Source organism: Streptomyces seoulensis (genome assembly GCF_004328625.1).
In the GTDB taxonomy this organism is placed as follows: domain Bacteria; phylum Actinomycetota; class Actinomycetes; order Streptomycetales; family Streptomycetaceae; genus Streptomyces; species Streptomyces seoulensis.
On record NZ_CP032229.1, the window covers coordinates 1 to 19,606 of the forward strand.

At 73.2% G+C, this 19,606-nt stretch carries 14 protein-coding genes; 1 reads left to right on the plus strand and 13 read right to left on the minus strand.

From position 1 onward, the window contains the following. From D0Z67_RS00005 to D0Z67_RS00020, 4 genes are all read right to left on the minus strand, one after another. Positions 1-283 (minus strand): helix-turn-helix transcriptional regulator (locus D0Z67_RS00005; protein WP_131589591.1); only part of this gene is annotated, 283 nt, incomplete at its 3' end. After that, a complete protein-coding gene (locus tag D0Z67_RS00010; RefSeq protein WP_031183862.1) occupies positions 280-570 on the minus strand; it encodes a helix-turn-helix transcriptional regulator in 291 nt (96 codons plus the stop codon). The genes D0Z67_RS00010 and D0Z67_RS00005, both read right to left, overlap by 4 nt. A gap of 84 nt (positions 571-654) precedes the next feature. Further along, positions 655-1,218, minus strand: a complete 564-nt coding sequence (locus D0Z67_RS00015; RefSeq protein WP_031183863.1) for a nitroreductase family protein — start codon at positions 1,216-1,218, stop codon at positions 655-657. A 279-nt stretch (positions 1,219-1,497) separates the two neighbouring features. Further along, positions 1,498-1,809, minus strand: coding sequence for a hypothetical protein (locus D0Z67_RS00020; RefSeq protein ID WP_051888178.1), 312 nt, complete (start codon positions 1,807-1,809; stop codon positions 1,498-1,500). 322 nt (positions 1,810-2,131) lie between these two features. Here D0Z67_RS00020 and D0Z67_RS00025 point away from each other — a divergent pair, with 322 nt between their 5' ends. Beyond that, positions 2,132-3,133 carry a helix-turn-helix domain-containing protein gene (locus D0Z67_RS00025; protein WP_031183865.1) on the plus strand — a complete coding sequence of 334 codons (1,002 nt, stop codon included), beginning with the start codon at positions 2,132-2,134 and terminating at the stop codon, positions 3,131-3,133. 82 nt (positions 3,134-3,215) lie between these two features. Here D0Z67_RS00025 and D0Z67_RS00030 read toward each other — a convergent pair whose 3' ends face one another. From D0Z67_RS00030 to D0Z67_RS29580, 9 genes are all read right to left on the minus strand, one after another. After that, positions 3,216-4,520 (minus strand): Zn-dependent hydrolase, encoded by a 1,305-nt coding sequence (locus D0Z67_RS00030; RefSeq protein WP_078873692.1) that lies wholly within the window; start codon positions 4,518-4,520, stop codon positions 3,216-3,218. 103 nt (positions 4,521-4,623) lie between these two features. Continuing rightward, a complete protein-coding gene (locus D0Z67_RS00035) occupies positions 4,624-6,561 on the minus strand; it encodes a S9 family peptidase (protein ID WP_031183867.1) in 1,938 nt (645 codons plus the stop codon). Positions 6,562-7,041: 480 nt separating this feature from the next. Then, a complete protein-coding gene (locus D0Z67_RS00040; RefSeq protein WP_234312927.1) occupies positions 7,042-7,647 on the minus strand; it encodes an LOG family protein in 606 nt (201 codons plus the stop codon). A 140-nt stretch (positions 7,648-7,787) separates the two neighbouring features. Further along, positions 7,788-9,224: a tetratricopeptide repeat protein gene (locus tag D0Z67_RS29880; RefSeq protein WP_051888182.1), complete on the minus strand. Its 1,437-nt coding sequence runs from the start codon at positions 9,222-9,224 to the stop codon at positions 7,788-7,790. 40 nt (positions 9,225-9,264) lie between these two features. Continuing rightward, positions 9,265-11,412, minus strand: coding sequence for a M13-type metalloendopeptidase (locus tag D0Z67_RS00050; protein WP_051888184.1), 2,148 nt, complete (start codon positions 11,410-11,412; stop codon positions 9,265-9,267). Further along, positions 11,409-12,869 (minus strand): MFS transporter, encoded by a 1,461-nt coding sequence (locus D0Z67_RS00055; RefSeq protein WP_051888186.1) that lies wholly within the window; start codon positions 12,867-12,869, stop codon positions 11,409-11,411. The genes D0Z67_RS00050 and D0Z67_RS00055 overlap by 4 nt, the downstream gene beginning before the upstream one ends. 16 nt (positions 12,870-12,885) lie before the next feature. Next, the gene (locus D0Z67_RS00060; protein WP_031183872.1) at positions 12,886-14,088 is read right to left on the minus strand and encodes a JmjC domain-containing protein; all 1,203 of its coding nucleotides are present in this window, start codon (positions 14,086-14,088) and stop codon (positions 12,886-12,888) included. Between the two features lie 1,018 nt (positions 14,089-15,106). Beyond that, complete coding sequence (locus D0Z67_RS00065) at positions 15,107-16,288, minus strand: cupin domain-containing protein (protein WP_031183894.1); 1,182 nt, start codon at positions 16,286-16,288, stop codon at positions 15,107-15,109. Between the two features lie 2,215 nt (positions 16,289-18,503). Then, complete coding sequence (locus D0Z67_RS29580; RefSeq protein ID WP_158713913.1) at positions 18,504-18,695, minus strand: hypothetical protein; 192 nt, start codon at positions 18,693-18,695, stop codon at positions 18,504-18,506. Positions 18,696-19,606 lie beyond the last annotated feature (911 nt).

Genomic DNA, 19,606 nt, shown 5'->3' on the forward strand with positions numbered 1-19,606 from the left:
CGGTGGGCTCGGCTTCGGGGTGGGGCGGGGTGGCGTGCTGGGTGCGGAGTTTTTCCTGGGCGGCGGTGAGGAAGTAGGCGTACTTCTCGCGGAGTTCGCCGCTGGGGTCGCGTCCTGTTTCCCAGCCGCCGACGGTGGAGGGGCTCACTCCCAGGGCGTGGGCCACCTGGGTGCGGGTGAGGTGGAGGGCTTCGCGCAGGGCGCGGCGGCGGTCGGCGGGGGGCAGGGCGGCGGGGGTGCGGGCGTCGGCGAGGAGGGCGTCGATGGCGTGGTAGTCGGTCATCGGGGTGTCCCCTGGGCGGCCGCGGGGGCGGGGGTGCGGCGGCGGTGGGGGGCCAGGGTGTCGCAGGCGCGGGTGGGGCCGGCGAGGAGGTCGAGGACGTCGATGCCGTAGTGGGTGGCGAGGGCTTCGCAGTCGGTCAGGCTCCAGGCGGCGTGGCCGCTTTGGCGGCGGCTGATCTGGGTCTGGCTGATGCCGAGGGCGGTGGCGAGGTCGGCCTGGTTTTCGCCGGTGAGGTGCATGAGGGCGGCGGTGGCGGCTCGTACGCGTTCGCCGAGCGTCATGTTCATGGGGGCATCGTAGGGGATGGGTTATGCGTTTTAAGCATCAAGGGTGGTGAAAAGGAGGGGTGGGTCGGTGGGGGTGGTGGGGGTTCAGAGGGTGAGGAGTTCGGGGGTGAAGACGGTGATGTGGTCGGTGATGTCGTCGGGGGTGCGGCGGCGGGGGGTGCGGGTGTGGTGGGGGGTGCCGATGTAGAGCCAGCCGAGGAGGCGTTCTTCGGGGCGCAGGCCCAGGGTGTGGCGGGTGGTCTGGGACTGGGTGAAGGGGCCGGTGCGCCAGACGCTGCCGAAGCCTCGGGCGTGCAGGAGGAGGATGAGGGAGCCGGCCATGGTGCTGGTGGCGGCGAGCTGTTCCCATTCGGGGATGGTGGCGTGCTGGGGGGTGAAGACCAGGGTGGCCAGGAGGGGGGCCCGCTGGGGTTTGGTCTGTACGTGGGCGCGGCGGGGCTGGGGGCCGTCGTAGTCGTCGGCGAAGCAGCGGCCCAGGGCGGTGCGGGCGTCGCCGCGGACGAGGATCCAGCGCCAGGGGCGCAGCCGGCCGTGGTCGGGGGCGGTGGCCGCGGCGCGCAGGAGGTAGGCGAACTCGGCGTCGCTGGGGGCGGGTTCGACGAGTTGGTGTTCGCTGCGGCGGGTCAGTACGGCCGTCATGACATCCATGGCTGTTCCTCGTCTCCTCTTCTGCGTGTCTTGTGCGTGCGGGCTGTTTTCCGGGTGCGGGTGGGCGGCGGCTTGGGGGTTACTGCCAGCCGGAGTCGTTGTCCGTGGTGCCGGCCGTGTGGTGCGCGTGAAGGGGTGCTGCGGCTGTGCCCCGAGCTGTGTCGCCGACCGCCATGGGTGTGCCTCCGGTGTCCTCGTTGGGCTGACACCTTTGAGGGTGCCGTTCCGCAGGTGTCGCCGTAAGGGGGAAACGTGCAGGTCAAACCGTCCATGACCTACTTAGGACATGCCGGGGCGGTCGGCGTCGATGGGGATGAGGGGTACCTCGGCGCGCAGCAGGGTCCAGGGGTGGAGCCAGTGGTGGTGGAGGAGGGTGTGGTGCCAGAGGGTGACGGCGGTCTCCTCGGCGGCTTTGAGGGTGGCGGCGCTGATGTAGACGCCGATGACGGGGTGGGGGTGGGTGTCGGCGTGGACGACGACGTGTTCGACTCCGGTCACGTCCCGGCCGCAGGCGGCCACGGCGTCGGCCGTCCCGCTGGGCAGGAGGACGCCGTGCACGGGTGGCTGCACGTGGACGTGGACGAGGTACATGCGGGTTTCCTGCCGGTGTCGGACCCGTTTGCCGGGCGGGCCCGGCAGACAGCGGAATGTGCAACATGGCACGAGTCGCTGGTGGCGTCTACGTCCGACGACGTTGAACAGGGGTGTGGTGCGGGGGTGTTGGGTGGTTGCCCGGTGGTGGGGGTGGGTGGGGCGGGTGGCTGTGAGAAGGGTCAGTCTTGGGCCAAGAGAGTGCGTATCTGGCCGATCGCGCGTGCATCTGGACTACTCTCCTCTCCTTAACAGCGGTTGAGGCGCGCGCTCATCGGCCTCAAGCGGTTCAGGTGCCACACAGACCTGTCGGGGGAATGAGATGCTTGATCTTCTCGGGCTCGACCACCAGACGGAATCCGTGTACCGGGCCATGCTCGATCATCCCGAGGACGGTGTGGAGGGTCTGGTCGCCCGGCTGGGCAGACCGGCGAAGGAGATCAGGGACGCGCTGGACCGGCTGAGTGAGCTGGCGCTGGTGCGGTTTTCCACCGAGGACCCCACGCAGTTGCACGCGGTCAGTCCGCATCTGGGTATCGAGATCCTGCTGGCTCGTCAGCAGGCGGAGCTGGCGGCGCAGCAGCAGCGGGTGGAGGCGAGCCGGGCGGTGGCGGCGCGGCTGATCTCGGAGTTCGCCGGGCAGCAGGAGGATGTTCCTGAGGCGGGGGTGCAGTATCTGCGGGGTCTTGAGTCGATCCGGGATTATCTGACGGCGCTCAATCATCAGGTCCGTCATGAGTTCCTGGCGTTCGCGCCGGGCGGTCCGCAGACGGAGGCCAATATGCAGGCCTCGCGTCCGCTGAACCAGCGGCTGCTGGAGCGGGGTGTGCAGATGCGGACGATCTATCTGGACAGTATCCGCCGGGACGCGGCGACGGTGGCGTACGCGGAGTGGCTGGTGGACAAGGGTGGTCAGGTGCGGACGGTGCCGTCGCTGCCGAACCGGATGATCATCTGTGACCGGCAGGTGGCGATCATGGCGGCGGACAGCAATGCCACGTCGGTGGGGGCGGTGGTGCTCAGTGCGCCGGGGCTGATAGCGGCGCTGTGCACGCTGTTCGACACCACCTGGCAGGCGGCGGAGGCGCTGGGCACGCCGCCGGCGGGGCGGGAGCAGGAGGGGCTGACCCGGCAGCAGGCGGAGGTGCTGCATCTGCTGGCCGAGGGGCATACCGATGACGCGATCGCGCGGAAGCTGGGGGTGTCTCCTCGTACGGCGCGGCGTTTCGCGAACACGCTGATGGCGCAGCTGGATGCGCGCAGCCGGTTTCAGGCGGGGGTGCGGGCGGTGCAGTACGGGCATCTGCCGGCGAGTGTGGGCTAGTACCCCTCCCCTCCCCTCCCCTTCTCTCCTCCCTTCCCCTTCCCCTTTCCCTCCGCTCACCTCGGCTGTGGGGTGGGGGTGTTCAACCGCGGAGGGGCGCAGTTGAACACGGGCCTGAAGCGGTTTTCAGGGCGGTGCGCAGGAGGATCTCGGCGCCCAGGACGAGGTCGGCGGGGTGGGTGTCCTCGTGAGGGACGTGGCTGACGCCGCCGACGCTGGGGACGAAGATCATGGCGGTGGGGGTGAGGTCGGCGACGACCTGGGCGTCGTGGCCGGCGCCGCTGGGCAGCGACTGGTAGGGGGCGCCGGTCTCCCGGCAGCTCTCCTCGATCAGGGCGCGCAGGCGGGCGCTGGTGGCCACGGGTGCGGAGTGGGTGCGGGCGAGGGTTTCGATGCGGGTGCCGGTCTGGTGGGCGAGGTCCTGCAGTTCGCGGGTGAGGACGGTTTCGGCCCGGTGCATGCGGGCGGCGTCGGTGTCGCGCAGGTCGGCGGTGAGCCGGACGGTGTCGGCGATGGTGTTGGGCGAGTTGGGGTGGATGTCGAGGCGGCCGACGGTGGCGACCCGGCACAGGTCCAGGGTGGTGGCGAGGCGTTCGACGGCCAGGGTGGCGCGGGCGGCTGCGGCCAGGGCGTCGCGGCGGCCGGGCATGGGGGCGGTGCCGCAGTGGCCGGCGCTGCCGCTGATCTCGAGGGTGAGGACGGTGCGTCCGGTGATGCCGTCGACGACGCCGATCCGGTTGCGGGCGCGTTCGAGGACGGGTCCCTGCTCGACGTGGAGTTCGAGGTAGGCGGCCAGTGCTTCGGCGGGCCAGACGGCGCTGCCCAGGGCGTCGAGGTCGCCGCCGGCCAGGGCGAGGGGGCCGCGCAGGGGGTGGCCGTCGTGGTCGAGGGGTTCGCGGGGCAGGCCGTCGAGGCGGCCGGCCAGGACGGAGGAGCCGAAGAAGGGCTGGGGGAACAGGGCGCCTTCTTCGTTGGAGAAGGCGGCCGCCACCGGCTCGTAGGCGGTCTCGATGCCCGACTCGGCGCATGCCTGGACCACTTCCAGGGCCGCCAGCACGCCGTAGGCGCCGTCCAGGCGGCCGCCGTTGACGACCGTGTCCAGGTGGGAGCCCATCAGGACGGCCGGGCGGGCGGGTGCGGTGCCCGGGGGGCGGGTGCGGATCATGAGGTTGCCGGCGGCGTCCACCGAGGTCGCAAGGCCTGCGGCCCGGCTCTCCCGCATGACGTAGGTGCGGGCTTCGCGGTCGGCGCGGCTGAAGCCCTCGCGGGTGATGCCGCCGGTCACCGGGTCACGGCCGATACGGCCCAGTTCCTCCACGCGGCGCAGCAGGCGTTCGGCGTCGATGGCGGGCTGGGCGGTGCGGCGGTGGGCCACTGGTTGACTCATGAGTCCTCCAGATCGGTTGGGTCGGGCCTGGACGGAAAGAGGGGGGTGGCGTGGGCCGGGCCCCGGTCCCTCGGGAGGGGTGCCGGGGCCCGGGGGCCGGGTTTTAGAGGTGGCGGTCCCACCATTCGAGGACCGCTTCGAAGCGGGCGATGCGGTGGCTGGGCAGGCCGGAGCGGGACAGGTCGTGGCCTTCGCCGGGGAAGAGGAGGAGTTCGACGGGGACGCCGCGGGTCTTCAGGGCCACGAAGAGCCGCTGTGCCTGTTCCATGGGGCAGTGCCGGTCCTCGTCGGACTGGATGATCAGGACGGGTTTGGTGATGGAGTCGGCGTAGGTCAGTGGGCTCTTCTCGGCCCAGCGGGCGGGGTCGGCGCCGTAGAGGGCGATCGCGACGTTCACGCCGTCGTCGCTGGAGGCGGCGTAGCTGTCCACGGCGTACAGGCCGCGTTCGCCGATGAAGGCGCGGAAGCGGGCGCCGTGGTGGGCGGCCATCCAGGCGGACATGTAGCCGCCGAAGGAGCCGCCCATCACTCCGACCCGGGAGCCGTCCAGGTCCGGTGCCTCGAGGGCGGTGTCGAGCAGGGCCAGGAGGTCGGGGGCGGTCTTGCGGGCGAGGTCGTCCACGACGTGCATGCCGTGTTCCTGGCCGTAGCCGGAGCAGCCGCGGGGGTTGCCCAGGACGACGGCGTAGCCGGCGCTCGCGTAGACCAGGGCTTCGTCCAGGGCGGCGGGGCCGTTGAGGGTGTAGCCGAACTGGGTGTAGGGGCCGCCCTTGATCTGGAGCAGGACGGGGTGGGGGCCTTCGCCGCGGGGGCGGACGATCCAGCCCTGGAGGTCGTAGCCGTCCTGGGTGGTGGCGGTGAACTCCTCCACCGGCAGGACGTCGGTCTGCTGGGTGAGGCGGTCGCCGAAGCCGGTCAGGAGGTGTTCCTCGCCCGCGCGGAGGCTGAGCAGGTCGCCGGCGCTGGTGGCGCTGGAGACGACGGCGGCGACGGTCAGGCCGTCGGGGGTGTCGACGGCGGCGTAGGCGTTGACCTGGCGGGCGCCGGTGATCAGCGGGGTGGGGGTGCTTCCGTCGTAGGGGACGAGGAGCAGGTGGACCTCGCCGCGGTGGTCGGCGGCGAAGAGGACGCCGTCGGCGACGGGGTGGATCATCTGGCTGGCGAAGCTGAGGTGGTAGTCCTCGTGGGTGAGGCGGCGGGCGGGGGCGGAGCCGTCGACGGGCGCGGACCACAGGCCGTAACTCATGGTGGCGTAGGCGTTGTTGTTCTCGTCCAGCGGTTCGGCGGCGAAGCACAGGGTGGCGCCGTCGGGGGCGAAGCGGGGGCAGCCCAGGATGAGGCCGCCGCCGGTCAGCGCGCGCAGGCCGGTGCCGTCGGGGGCGCACACCCACAGGTCGTTGCGCAGGTCGTCGCCGGCGCCCTGGTGGCGGGCGGCGGTGAAGGCCAGCAGCCGGCCGTCGGGGCTCCAGGAGACGTCCGCGTGGTCGAAGTCGCCGTCGGTGACCTGGACGGTGGCGGCGGCCGGGTCGTCGGCGAAGGGGTCGGTGACGAAGAGGTGGCGGGGCCGGTCGACGGTGAAGCCGAAGCCGTCCGCCCAGTAGCGCAGGGTGGTGATGCGGCGCGGGGCCTCGGTGTGCGGGGCGCCGGTGTAGCGGCCGGGGGCGGGCACCCGGGCCATGTAGGCCAGGCGGGTGGAGTCCGGGCTCCATACGGGCTGTCCGGCGCCGATGGGGTGGCTGGTGACGGGGCGGGCGTCGCCGCCGTCCAGGGGCAGCAGGTGGATCTGGCCCGGGCCGCCGGGGACGGGGCGCAGGAACGCCAGGTGGCGTCCGTCGGGGGAGAACGCCGGGGCGGCGTCGTGCGGGCCGCGGGTGAGCAGGCGGGCGGGCCGGCTGCCGTCGGTCTCGGCCAGCCACAGCTCGGACACATACCCGTCGGCGGCCAGGTCGGGGCGCGTCACCGCGACCGCGGCGAACCGGCCGTCGCCCGACAGCGTCGGCTTTCCCAGAACAGGAAGGAGATCAATGTCTGTGAACTTCATGCCCCCGAATTTAGGGGCCGCCGATAAAGACCGTCAATGGTGGTGGATTTGAACAGCAAAAAGGCGCGAAGACGGTTTTCCGTGTCTTCGCGCCTGCATATTCGTATTGTTTTTCCATGTTGCGGCGGAGGGGCGGTCGCGGAATCTTGTCCGCCCCTCCGGCCGCAGCAGCTTTATTACTGGATGTTGACGTAGTACGAGGTCGCGAGAAGCTCGGCGGAGGTCTCGATGAACTCGATGTCGTCGAACGCCACGGTGCTCTCCATGATGCTCACTCCTTAACTGTCTCGGTTTCCGCCGGTGTTTCCCGGCGGTGATGAAATATTCGCCCCGCCGGGCCCCTTGCGTCAACTGCGGGCGGTGCCGGGAAAGTTGGACACCATTTCCTGGACGGTTTTCCCGGCGGGCATGTGAAAGCGCCCCCGGCCGCGCATGCGGCAAGGGGCGCTCTGAAGGCGGGGCGCGGCGGGGGGGCGGGGGTCAGACGGCCGCAGGCACCGGCTGTGTGCGGGCGGCGGTGAGCAGGTCGAGGGCGTCCTCGACGTCCCGGCCCTCCTGGATCAGGCTCCGCTCCGCCTCCTTGAGGAACCCCTCGTGCACGAGGTGGTCCAGCATGCCCAGCAAGGGGTCGAAGAAACCCTGGTGATTGACCACGACGATCGGTTTGCGCATGAGTGACAACTGGTTCCAGGTCGCCACCTCCAGCAGTTCGTCCAGCGTCCCGAAACCGCCCGGCAGCACCGCGAAACCCGCGGAGAGCCGGTACATGAGCGCTTTGCGTTCATGCATGGAACGCACCAGGAAGAGCGCGCCCGGCGCATTGTCGGCGCGCTCGCGTTCGTGGAGGAAACGCGGCACCACCCCGGTGACGCCGCCGCCGGCGTCGATGACGGAATGCGCCACCGCGCCCATCACCCCCACTCCCCCGGCCCCGTACACCAGGTCCAGGCCGCGGCGGGCCAGCGCGGTGCCGAATTCCCGGGCGAGCAGCAGATGGCCGGGGCGGGCGCCGTCGCGGGCGCCGCAGAACACGGCGATCTTCTTGCTCTGCGCTATCTCGGGGGGCATCTCCATGACAGAGGACATCTCGGATTCCTTCGGAGTCGGTCGCGTCGGCCGCGTTTCGTCGCGGTCGGTCGCGGGCGGTCGTTTCGCGCGGGGCGTGCCCCTTTTTTTTCGGCGGGAGCTGCCCCGGGGTTGTGCGGGAGCTGCCCGGGGGTGCTGGGTCAGGCGAGGGCGGTGAGGCGGCGTTCGACGGAGGCGGCCTCGTCCAGGCGGTCCTGGGCCCGGTACACCGCCGCCGCGCTCCCCCACACCGTGCGGGCGTCGGCCGGGCGGCCGGTGGCGGCGTAGCTGTCGCCGAGCCGGTCCAGGGCGCCGGCCTCCTGGTAGGTGTTGCCCAGGGTGCGGCAGTGGGCGAGGGCGGCGGTGAAGGCGTGGACGGCGTCCTCGTGCCGGCCGTTCGCCTGGGCGAGCAGGCCCAGGCTGTCCAGCGCGGCCGCCTGCCCGCCCAGGTAGCGGTGGCGGCGGGCCAGGTCCAGGGCGCGGGCGCAGTACCGCCCGGCCTGGACGGGATCGCCCAGGCGGGTGAAGTACCAGCCGGCCGCGTTGAGGGCGTCGGCCTGGGCCCTCCACTGCTGGGCGCGGGCGAACAGGCCCGCCGCGCAGATCGCGTGGGTCAGGGCCGCCGCGTCGTCGCCGGCCATCTCCTCGGTCCAGGCCAGGATGTAGTACGCCCACGCCTGCGGGCCCGGCCGTCCGTGGCGCTCGGCGATGCGCACCGCCCGCTGGAGATGGGCCAGAGCATCGGGATGCCGGCCGGCGCGGCTGGCGGCCTGCCCGGCGTAGCGGTGGGCGGTGATCTGCGCCTCCGGGTCGCCCAGGGCGTGCGCGGCGCGCAGGGCGTCGGCCCACTGCCGCTGCTGCAGGGCGGTGTGGCCGCGGCGGACGTAGTGCCCGTTGAGGCAGGCCGCCAGGTGGAACACCGTCCACCGCTCACCCCTGTCACGCGCGCTCTCCCGGATCGCGGTCAGGGCGTGGTGCTCCTCGTCCAGCCAGGCCAGCGCCGCCTCCCGGGAGACGAACCTCTCCGGAGTGCAGCCCGGTTCCACCGGGGCGAGGGGGAGTTGGGGGCGGTGGGGGGCCAGGAGACGCTCCGCGTGGTGGGCGGTGTGCAGGTAGTGCCCGGCCAGGCGGCGCAGGGCCTCGCCGTCACCGGGGCGCACCCCGGCCGGGTGGGCCGGCGGGGCCGGGCGGGGCCGGTAGCGGCCCGGCCCGGTCCGCTCGCACAGCCCGCCCCCGGCCAGCCGCTCCAGCAGCACCGCCGCCCGCTCCGCACCGACCGCGAGCAGCGAGGCGGCCGCGGCGACGGCGATGTCCGGGCCCGGCACCAGACGCAGCAGATGCCAGACCTGGCCGTCACCCGGCGCGTAGCAGGGCCGCAGCGGGGCGGAGGCGGCCGGCGCGGGGGCGGGCTGGGCCGGGGCGGCCATCACGGACCCGGCCTGCACAGGGGCAGCCAGCGCGGGCGCGGGGACGGCCGGGGCCTGGGCGGCCTGCACGGGGGCGGCCACCATGGACGTGCCCTGCGCGGGTGCTGCCGGCGCGGGGGCGCTCTGGCCGGGCGCGGCCGGGGCGGGGGTGGCTGGGTGGGTGTGGGCCATGGGGTGCCTCCTGGGCGGGGCCGTCAGCCGGCCGGGCCGGTCACAGCAGCGTGAACCGGTCCTCGGGCGGGATGAACATCGAGTCGGTCTCGGTGACGCCGAACGCCCGGTAGAACGCCGGGACATGGCCGAGGACGGCGTTGCAGCGCACCTGGGGCGGGGCGTGCCGGTCGTGGGCGAGCCGCTCGCGCATCCGGCCCGGTGTGCGCTTGACCCGCCACATCGTGGCCCACAGCGTGAAGAACCGCCGTGTCTGCGCCTCTTGTTCGGCCTCGGTGAGGGCGGAGGCGGCCAGGTGGGCGGCGAACGCGGTGTGGGCGACGGTGAGGCCGGTGATGTCGGCGATGTTCTCCCCCGCCGTGCGGGCACCGCTGACGTGCTCCCCGTCCAGCCCGCCGGGCACGTAACGGTCGTAGTGGCTGATCAGGAGAGCGGTGCGCCGGGTGAACTCGGCGCGGTCCTCGGTACTCCACCACTCGCGCAGCCGGCCCTCACCGTCGTAAGCCGAACCGCGGCTGTCGAAGGCGTGGGACATCTCGTGGCAGACGACCGAGCCCAGCAGGGCGAAGTTACGGGTCATGTCGCCGCCCGCGTCGAACAGCGGCGGCTGCAGCAGCGCCGCGGGCACGACCACCTGGTTCAGGCCGTGCCGGTAGTAGGCGGTGACCGCCTGCGGCGCCACCTTCCACTCCCCCCGGTCCACCGGACCGGCCAGACGGCCCAGCTGGCGCTCGAAGGACCGGGCGCGGCCCCGGCGTACGTTGCCCAGCAGATCGGCCGGGTCGGTGTGCAGGGGGCCGCGCGCGGCCATGTCCTGGGGGTGGCCGAGTTCCACGCGCAGGGCGTCCAGCTTCGCCAGCGCCGCCCGCCGTGTGCTGTCCGCCATCCAGCCGGCCTGCTCCAGCCGGCCCCGGTAGGCCGCCCGCAGGGCGTCCACCAGATCGGCGGCCGCCTTCAGGGTGCCCGGCGCGAGATGCCGGCGCAGGTAGCGCTCGCCCACCTCGTCTCCCAGCACGGTCTGCACGAAGGACGTCGCCCGCATCCAGCGCGGCCGGGCCCGGCGCGAACCGGTGAGGACCTGGCCGTAGAAGCGGAAGTTCTCCGCGAACAGGGCGGGCGGAGCGAACGGGGCCGCCTCGTGGACCTGCGACCACACCAGCCACAGCTTCAGCTCCTGCACACTGTGCGCGCTCCACCACGCGTCCAGGGCACCCCGGTAGGGGCCGGGGCGGATCTGGAGGCGGGCGGCGGACGGGATGTCGCCCAGACCGTCCAGGAACGCCCCCCACGGAAAACCCCCCTCCCCGCCGCCGTCCCCGCCGGCGATGGCGGCGGTGGCGGTGAGGTCGGCGGCGGTGGTCACCTCGGCCTGGGCGCGGATACGGCCGGAGGCGTCGGGGCGGGTGTGGGCGGCGGCCAGCGCGCTCTCCACCCGCAGCGCCGTACGCGCCGCCTCCTGCGGGTCCGCCTGGCCGGCCAGGCGCAGGACCGCCCCCACATGGGCGGCGTACTGCTCACGCAGCGGGGCGTGGCCGGGGTCGAGGTAGGCGGCCGGGCCGCCGGGCAGCGCGAGACCGGACTGGGTGAGGGTGAGGAGATAGCCGCGCACCCCGGTGGTGTCGGCGTCCACCGTCGCCTCCACCGGCCCGCCCACCCCCTCACGCTGCAGACGGCCCATCAGACGGGCCAGCTCCTCGCGTGCGGTGACCGCGCGGACGGCGTCCAGGAGAGCGGTCAGGTCGGCCGGGCCGCGTACGGCGAGGGCGTCCTCGTCCATGAAGCTGGCGTACAGGTCGGCGATCTGCCGCCCCGCACCCGCCACCGGGACAGCGTCAGTACCGGTGGCGGTGGCGGTGGCGGTGGGTGTGGGTGTGGGTGTGGGTGTGCTGTCGCGGATCACGGCGACGACGTCGTCCTGCACCTTCTCGGCCAGCAGGGACAGCAGCGTCGCCTCGGCCCGGTGCTCGGGCAGCCGGAACGCCTTCAGCCAGCGCCCGTTGACATGGGCGTGGAAGTCGTCCTGCGGCCGCACCGACGGATCGGTGTCGACATCACCGGCGCCGAAACCGGTGCTGGTGCCGGCATCGCCGGTGCCGGTGCCGGTGCTGGTGTCGCCGGTGCCGGTGCCGGTGCTGGTGTCGCCGGTGCCGGTGCCGGTGCTGGTGTCGTGCGCCGTGTCCGCGCTCACCGGGATGCGGCCTTGTCCGGGACGGGGCGGGCCGGCACGGCCGGTTCCCGGGCGGTGTCCAGGGCAGGGCCGGTGACGGTGCCCGCGGCCGGCTCCGGGACGGTGAGCCCGGATTCGGCGCGGACGGTGCCCGCGGCCGTGTCCGTGACGGACTCAGGGGCGGTGCCCGCGACGGTGTCGGCGGCCGGCCCGGCAGCGGGTCCGGCGGCGGGTCCGGGGGCGGGTTCGGGGGCGGGTTCGGGGGTGGTGGCGGCGGTGTGGAGCAGGGCGCGGTGGAAGACCAGGACGGCGAGCAGGGAGCAGGTGCCGGCCAGGAGGAAGGCGTAGCGGGGCTGGATGAAGCCGAGGATGACGCCGCCCATCAGGTAGCCCAGGGCGGGGCCGGTGTTGGAGACGGCGCCCAGGGCGGCGAAGGCGCGGCCGCGGTGGCTGTCGGGGACGCGGAGGTTGATGACGATGTGGGTGACGGTGGCCTGGGCGCCGTTGCCGAAGCCGCCGATGATGTAACAGGGCACGATCCACCAGGCGCCCGGGGCCAGGCCGGTGGCGAGGATGCCTGCCGAGATGCACAGGAACGAGCCGATCAGGAGGGCCTCGTGGCTGAGCTTCTTGATCCGGCGCACCAGCAGGGCGCCGGGGACCAGGCCGGCCATCCAGGCGGACATGATCAGCCCGTAGGTCTCCTCGGAGCCGCCGAAGGTGTCGCGGACGTAGAAGACGATGAGGACGTTGATGATGCTGGCGGCCGCCATGACGACGCCGCTGACGGCGAGGATGGAGCGCAGGAAGCGGTCCCCGCTCACCCGGTAGGCCGGACCCGTCTGCTTGCCCGTGTCCGCGGGGCTCTGGGCGGCGGGGGCGGTGTGGTGCAGGCGGGTGCGGATGGTCAGGGCGCCGGCGACGACCACGGCGAAGGAGGCGGCGTCCAGGAGCAGGGAGATACGGACGCCGAAGTGGGCGGTGAGGAAACCGGCGATGCCCGGGGCGATGACCATGCCCGCCATCGCGGTGGTCTGGGAGATCGCCGAGGCGCGCGGGATGTTGTCCTTGCCGACCATCGCCGCGGGCAGCCCGGCGAACACCGGGTGGGTGAAGGCCAGTCCGGTGGAGAGCAGTACCGCGAGCACGATCAGCAGGGCCGGGGTGGTGGTCTGGGTCATCGCCAGGCAGGCCAGGATCTGCAGCGAGGCGACCGTGACGATGAGGCGGCGGCTGTCGAAGCGGTCGGCGAACCGGCCGGTGAGCGGGGCCAGCAGCGCCGGGGGGACGGCCGCGGCCAGCAGCAGGGCCATGACCGCGTACGATCCGGCGCCGTTGGCCTGGAGCAGCAGGGTCAGGGCGGTGGCGGCGGCGATGTCACCGGCGAAGGACAGTCCCCGCATGCCGGCCAGGACGTAGACGTCCCGCCACGCGGGAGCAGCCGTGGCGGTGGGGGGCGGTGGGGTGATGGCGGTCATGACGGGAGGTCAGCTCCTAGTTGCGGTCGGCGGTTTCCAGTACCCCGAGACGGGTCAGCCCCTGGGCGACGTGCACGGACCGGGCTTCGTCCACGCCCGGGAAGAAACGGGCGGCTGCCACCGCGCGGCCGTCGGCCAGGGCGCGCAGGGCCTCGGCGACGGCGTCGGGCACGGCCAGCCGGTGGCCGTTGACGAGCAGGGCGCTGCGGGCGCCGTCGCTCGGGCCGATCTCCAGCGGTACCGGGCTGCGGCGCAGCAGGGCGGCGGGGGCCAGGACGTCCGCGGACGCCAGGCGTTCGAACTCCCGGGGCCGGCCGGCACCCGCGCGGGCAGCGCCCATCTCGCGCAGCCGGACCGCCTCCGCATCCGTGTCCAGGCCGGTCAGGAGTCCGGCGAGGCGGGCGGACAGGGCACCGAGCGTGGCGGCGGTGTCGGGGGCGGCGGGCTCGGCCAGGTACGGGAAGCCGTCGAAGGCGGGGTCGGCCAGGAGGTGCTGGACGGTGTCGGCCAGCAGGTCGCGCCAGCGGCGCGGCTCGACGGTGACCGACAGGTGCAGGGACACCTGGTCCTTTGCGGCCGCTGCGTGCGGGGTTCCATAGGGCAGGTACAGGACGTCACCCGCACGCAGCGTCGTCTCGATGGCCGGCGCCCCCAGGTCCTCGGGCCGGTAGGAGACCTTGCCGGCGCGGCGGCCGGCCGGCGGCTCCCAGATCCGCCAGTCCTTGGTGCCCTCGATCTGGATGACGTAGACGTCGACCGGGTCGTGGTGAGGGGCGTAGCCGTCGCGGCCGGCGGGGGTGAGGAAGGCGACGACCTCGCTCTCGCAGGCGAAGGTGGCGGCGAACATCTCGGCCAGGCGGCGGGCGGAGGGCAGGAAGTGGTTCAGCGCGTTCCAGGTGACGGTGCCGCCGGAGCGGAACAGCTCGTACACCTGCCCGGCGACGACCGCCTCGGTCAGTCCCGCCCCGCGGTCGGAGACGGTGCGGGTGTACGCCTTGCCGGGCACACCGCGGCCGTCCTTGGCGATCCGCAGGTAGGCGGGTGAGACGGTCTGCATCGCCACGATGTCGTCGAGCTGCCGCACCGACACCAGATCCCGGGCCCGGCCGTCCAGGGCGCCCCTGCGCAGCAGCGGCTTGCGGTTGAAGTACTCCTGGAAGAAGACCTGCCGGTCTCCGACGAGGTCTTCGAAGCCTTGGGGGGTCGTGGATGTGTCCACGCTCTTCGCCTCCAGCGGACGGGATAGGGCCAGGGGTGGGAACGGTGGTGCCGGTGCGGGGAATGAGGGGGCGGGCCCAGAGGGGGCCCGCCGGGCGGGGCGGGATTGCAGATGGCGGGGTGGGGCTTGGAGCGCCTCCCGCCGGGCGGGCGGGGCGAGGCCCGCCGGGCGGGCGGGGCGAGGCCCGCCGGGCGGGCGGGGCGGGATCGGCGGGTGGGGCGGGGGCAGGTGGCTCGGGTGGGACGAGGCCCGCGGGGCGGGTCGGCGGGTGGCCGGCGCGGAAGGAGGGCCGCCGGGCGGGACGGCGTCGGCGGGTGGCCGGGGGCCGGGGGCCCCGGTAGGACGAGGCTCGCCGGGCCGGCGGGTGGCCGGCGCGGGGCGAGGCCCGCCGGGTGGGGCGGGGCGGGGTCGACGGGTGGGGCGGGGGCAGGTGGCCCGGGTGGGACGAGGCCCGCCGGGCGGGCGGGGCGGGGTCGACGGGTGGGGCGGGGGCAGGTGGCCCCGGTAGGACGAGGCTCGCCGGGCGGGACGGGCCGGGCGGGTGGCCGGGGCGGGACGGGCGGGTGGCCGGGGCGGGGCGAGGCCCGCCGGGCGGGGCGGGGCGCCTCCCCGGCCGGCGCGCCGGGGCCCGGGGTCCAACTGCCGGGGCGAGGGGCGGGTTTTCGGTCCCCGGGGTTCGGGACTGCGGTGTCACCAGGTGGCGTCACACCCGGGGCACTCCCCTGCCCGGGGGCGGCGCCGGGGTTCAACTTCCCCAGTACGGCCGGGTGTTACGGGCCCCGGGCGGGGCTGGGTGTGTCAGGCGGTACCCGGGTGTCGCGGGCCGGTGCCGGCCGGGTGTTCAACTGCCCGGGCGGTAGCAGGTGTTGCGTGCCGGGGCTGTGCGCGGGGCCTTCCTGGGTGCGGGGGCCTGGCCCCCCCGGCAGCGGCCGGCGCGAACCGCCTGCTGCCGGGGGGGCCGTGACCGGTGGCCTCGCTGCGGGGCGCGGCCGGGTCCCCCTGCCGAAGGGGGCCCGTTTCAGTGAGGGGCGACTTCGAGGACGCCCAGGCGGGTCAGGCCCTGGGCGGCCTTCGTGGCGCGCTCGGGGTCGACGCCGGGGAAGATGTCACCGGCCGGGACGTCCGCTTCCAGACCGGCGAGGGTCTCCGCGACCGGGGTGGGAACGGCGATCTTGTGACCGTTGACCGTCATCTGCGTGCGCCCGCCGTCGTTCGCGCCGAACTCCACCACCGCCGCCGTACGCCGCAGCAGCACCGAGGGGGTGATGCGGTCGGTCTCGGCGATCGTCTGGAAGGTCGTGCCGTGCGAACTGCCCGGCATCGTACGGCCCAGCTCGGCCAGCCGGTCCAGCTCCGCGCCGCTGTCCAGGGCGTCCATGCGGGCGGCCAGCGCGGCGATCTTCTGCCGGAACAGGGCCTCGGTACCGGCGTCCCGCAGGGCCCCGATGTGCGGGTACTGGTTGAACTCCGGCCCGGAAGCGGCCTGTTCGAACGTCTCGCGCAGCAGGTCCTTCCACATCCGCGGCCGCATCATGATCGACAGATGCAGCGACACCTGGTCCTCGGCGGCCGCCGCGTGCGGGGTGTTGTACGGCAGGTACAGGACGTCACCCGGCTCCAGCAGGACCTCGATGGCCGGCTCGCCGAGCTCCTCGTCGGTGTAGGAGGCGTTGTCACCCTCACGCTGGGCGGGCAGGTCCCACAGCTTCCACCGCTTGGTGCCCTCCAGCTGCACGATGAACAGGTCGACCGGGTCGTGGTGCGGGAGGTAACCGCGCTTCTTGGTGGGCGTCATGAACCCCACCACGTCGGTACGCACGGCCATCTTGTCGCTGATGACACGGGTGAAGTCCCGCAGCTCGGGCACGATCTGGTTCAGCGAGCACCAGGTGACCGTCGCACCGGCCCGGAACAGCTCGTAGATCTTCTCCGGCACCACCGTGTCGGTGATGTTCACACCCTGCACGACCACACTGCGCGTGTAGCCCTTCTCAGGGACACCGGAACCGTTGTGGTTGACCTTGATGTACGGCGGCCGGATCGACTCCATGTGCAGCAGCTCGTCGAGCTTGCGGACCGACAGGATGTCCCGGACATCGCCCGGCATCGCGTTCTTCCGCAGCAGGGGCTTCTTGTCGAAGTACTCGGCAAAGAAGACCTTTTCGTCCCCCACCAGATCTTCGAATGTGAAGTCGTACATTGCATTCCTTTCAATGCCCGATGGCGTGGAACGAAAAGCTTTTATGCGGCGGAGGGGCGGCAGCCTGTACATTCGGGCCGCCCCTCCGGCCGCATCAGAATTACTGGATGTTGACGTAGTACGACGTCGCCAGCAGCTCGGCGGAGGTCTCGATGAACTCGATGTCGTCGAACGCCACGGTGTTCTCCATGCTGTTCACTCCCTCTTGTTTCCCGGAATTTCCGCCGGGCTGTCCCGGCGATGACCAAATACTCACCCCGAACGGGCAGGAACGTCAACGGAACAAAAACCTGAACAGCACGGCGGCCGGGATATACGAAAACCCGGACACGGGGACGGACGAAGAGAAGACCGGCAACCCCGGCGAAGACCAGGAACCCTTGGGTGGTGGGTGGGGTGAGCGAGGGCGACTGTCCCGGAGGCGAGAGGTGAGGGCCCGCCGGGCGCAGGGGGGCCGGGACGAGGGGGGTCAACTGCGGACAGGCGCAGTTGGACACCGGGCACAGGCCGGCCCCGGCCGGGCCGTGAACGGCGAGGAGACGGGGCCGGGAGCCCGGGTAATCCCAGGTGGGAGACGGTAGCGGGGCACATCCCCTTTACCGGGCGGACAGCGCAACCGGGGCGGCGAGGGGATCTCTCCACAGCGGCAGACGGCCCCCTCCAACCCGCCGGAGGCACACCCCCTCATACGCGAGGCGCACGGCTTTCCCGTGAACACCTCCGGAGGGAAAAGGAGTGTTCAACTGCGCTCGCCCGCAGTTGAACACCTAACCGGGCACACCTGAACACACGCGACCGGGCACGCCACGCACGGGGCCTACGGGGACGGAATGTGATGGCGGGACCCGACTTCCGGCCGGGCAGGAGACGCGATGGCGGAGCAGGCGACCTTGTACGGCCACCGGACACAGTCCCTCAGAAACAGATACGACTGGAACAGAAAGGGAGAAAACCACGGGCATACACGGCCGAAGTCAGCGGCCCGGCCCCCATTCGGACGTCCTGCCGGCTCGGGGAAGCGGGACACATCCCCTCTTCCTTCAGCAAGAAGCAGACCCCGCTTTCCCGACGGCGCAGCGCAGCTCCATGTATGCGGGCGCGGCCAAAGCCGAAGAAGCAATTGCGGCCGACTGCGGACAGACCCAGCCGACCGCGTAGACCCGCCCACCGTCCGGGGCCAGGGCGGCGGCAGCGCAGACACAGACCTCCCACCGGGACAGGGCGACGCCGTGAAACCCGGGGCCCCACGTACGGGCGGCCCGGCACAGCCCCGCGAACGCGGACGCACCCAGGAGAAACAGCACCACAGCGGGCCGGCCCGGTCCCGCGAACGCGGGCGCACCGAGGAGCAGCGGCACCACGGCCGCCAGCCCCAGCCGAACACACGCCCCCGACCGGCATCCGGGAAACTCCCCCGTCCGGCAGAGCCCCAGTAGGCATCCCGCCCGCTGGGGCGACAGCGGGGCACACGGTCCTTCCGCCACAGCGGGCACGGACCTTCAGACCCGGGCCCGGCCGACAGCGGAGACGAGGGGTCCAACTGCGGACGACCGCAGTTGAACACAGCCCGCACCACCCCCCGGGATCGTGGCCGGACGGGAAACGGCAGCCGAGGCCGGCTCCCCATCTCTTCGCGGGCGGCACGAGGCACTCTCTCTGGTCCAGGCGGCGGCGTCCCCCGCCGAGCCGGACAGCGGAACGAGCAGCCAGGGAAAGCCCCCCTCCCCCGCACCGCCAAAACCCCCAGCCCGCGAGCCGACTCCCCACCTGCCAGGAACAGGCAGAGGACAGCGGCAAAACCCGCGGCAAAGGCCTACACGACGAACACACGAAACCCGGCACGGACCTCCCCCGGACCGCAAAAGCCGGCCCCCTGGACCGGCAGGGCCCGAACCCGACACACCCCACAGGTGCGCCAGAGCCCTCACGCAGACCGGCCCCCGGCCCGGGCCGCCCTTTACGGGGCGGCCCGGGCCGGAGGCCGGTCGAGGCGGGCCGCACCCGGAGGCCACTGAGGGCGGAGCCGAGGGAGACCGGAGCCGGTGAAGCCGAGGCCGCTGAGGGCTGGGCCGGCAGGGGTCAGGACCGGAGCCGGCAGGGAGCCCGGGGGCCGGTGAGGCCGGGGGGGCCGGTGAGGCCAGGGCCGGTGAGGCCGGGGGCCGGTGAGGCCAGGAGGCCGGTGAGGCCAGGACCGGTCGGGTCAGGACCGGTCGGGTCAGGCGCCGAGGGAGGAGGGCTGGGCCAGATCCGCCTCCGGCAGATCCCTCTCGCGCAGTTCCTGCGCCAGCCGCGCCCACACCTCGCCATACCCCTCGGCAAGCTCGGCCAGCGGACCCCGGCAGTGCGCCGGAACACTGTCCAGGACCCGGCCACGGTCCCGGACCACCACCGCACACGCATCCAGCAACCGCAGCACACTACGGCCCGCGTCATTCAGCCGCAACGACGGATCCCGCCGCAACACATCGAAAACCGCCAGCAGCTCCGCCGGACTCTTCGACGCCCGCGCACGGGAAGAGCGGGCCGGACGGCCCGGCTGGGCATGCGCCCGTATCAACGACGTCACCCCAGCCGACACCCCACCACCCGCCCGCGCCCCCGAACCCCCACCAGCACCCGGCCCCGCAGACCCGGCCGCCACTCCGGCCGCCACCGCACCCAACCGCCCACCCGACACGGCAGAAGACACCCCGCCACCCACACCCCCGGACAACCCGGCAGACCCGGAAGAAGAAACCCCGGCACCCGCGCCACCATCCAGCCCCGCAGACGCGGCAGAAGAATCCCCGGCACCCGCGCCACCATCCAGCCCGGCGGACGCTGCCCCGGCATCCGCCAGGCCGGGCAGCCCGGCCGGACCGGCGGGGTCCACGCCGGCGACACGCGCCACAGCCACCCCCTCCCCACCCCCCGCACACCCCACCGCACGCGACTGCGCCGCCCGCTGCCTCGGCGGCAACGGATCCTCACCCCGCCGCAACCGGTCCCGCACATCCGCCACCGTCGCCGGAGACAACCCCGCCCGCCGCGCCACCTCACGCAACGACACCCCCGGCTCCTCCCTCAACAACCGGCACGCCACCTCCCGCGCCCGCGCCGAACCCGAACCCACCGCCCGCACCCGCCCATCACGCCCCACCCGAACCCCCGGCACCTCCACCCCACACGCCCGACGCACCTGCGCCACCTTCCGCGCCGACAACCCCGCCACCGCCGCCACCGCACGATCCGACCACCCCGGCCGCCCCACCACAATCCGCTCCGCCGCCGCCACCCGGTCCCCCACCGGCAACGACCGCCCATGCCGCACATTCACCG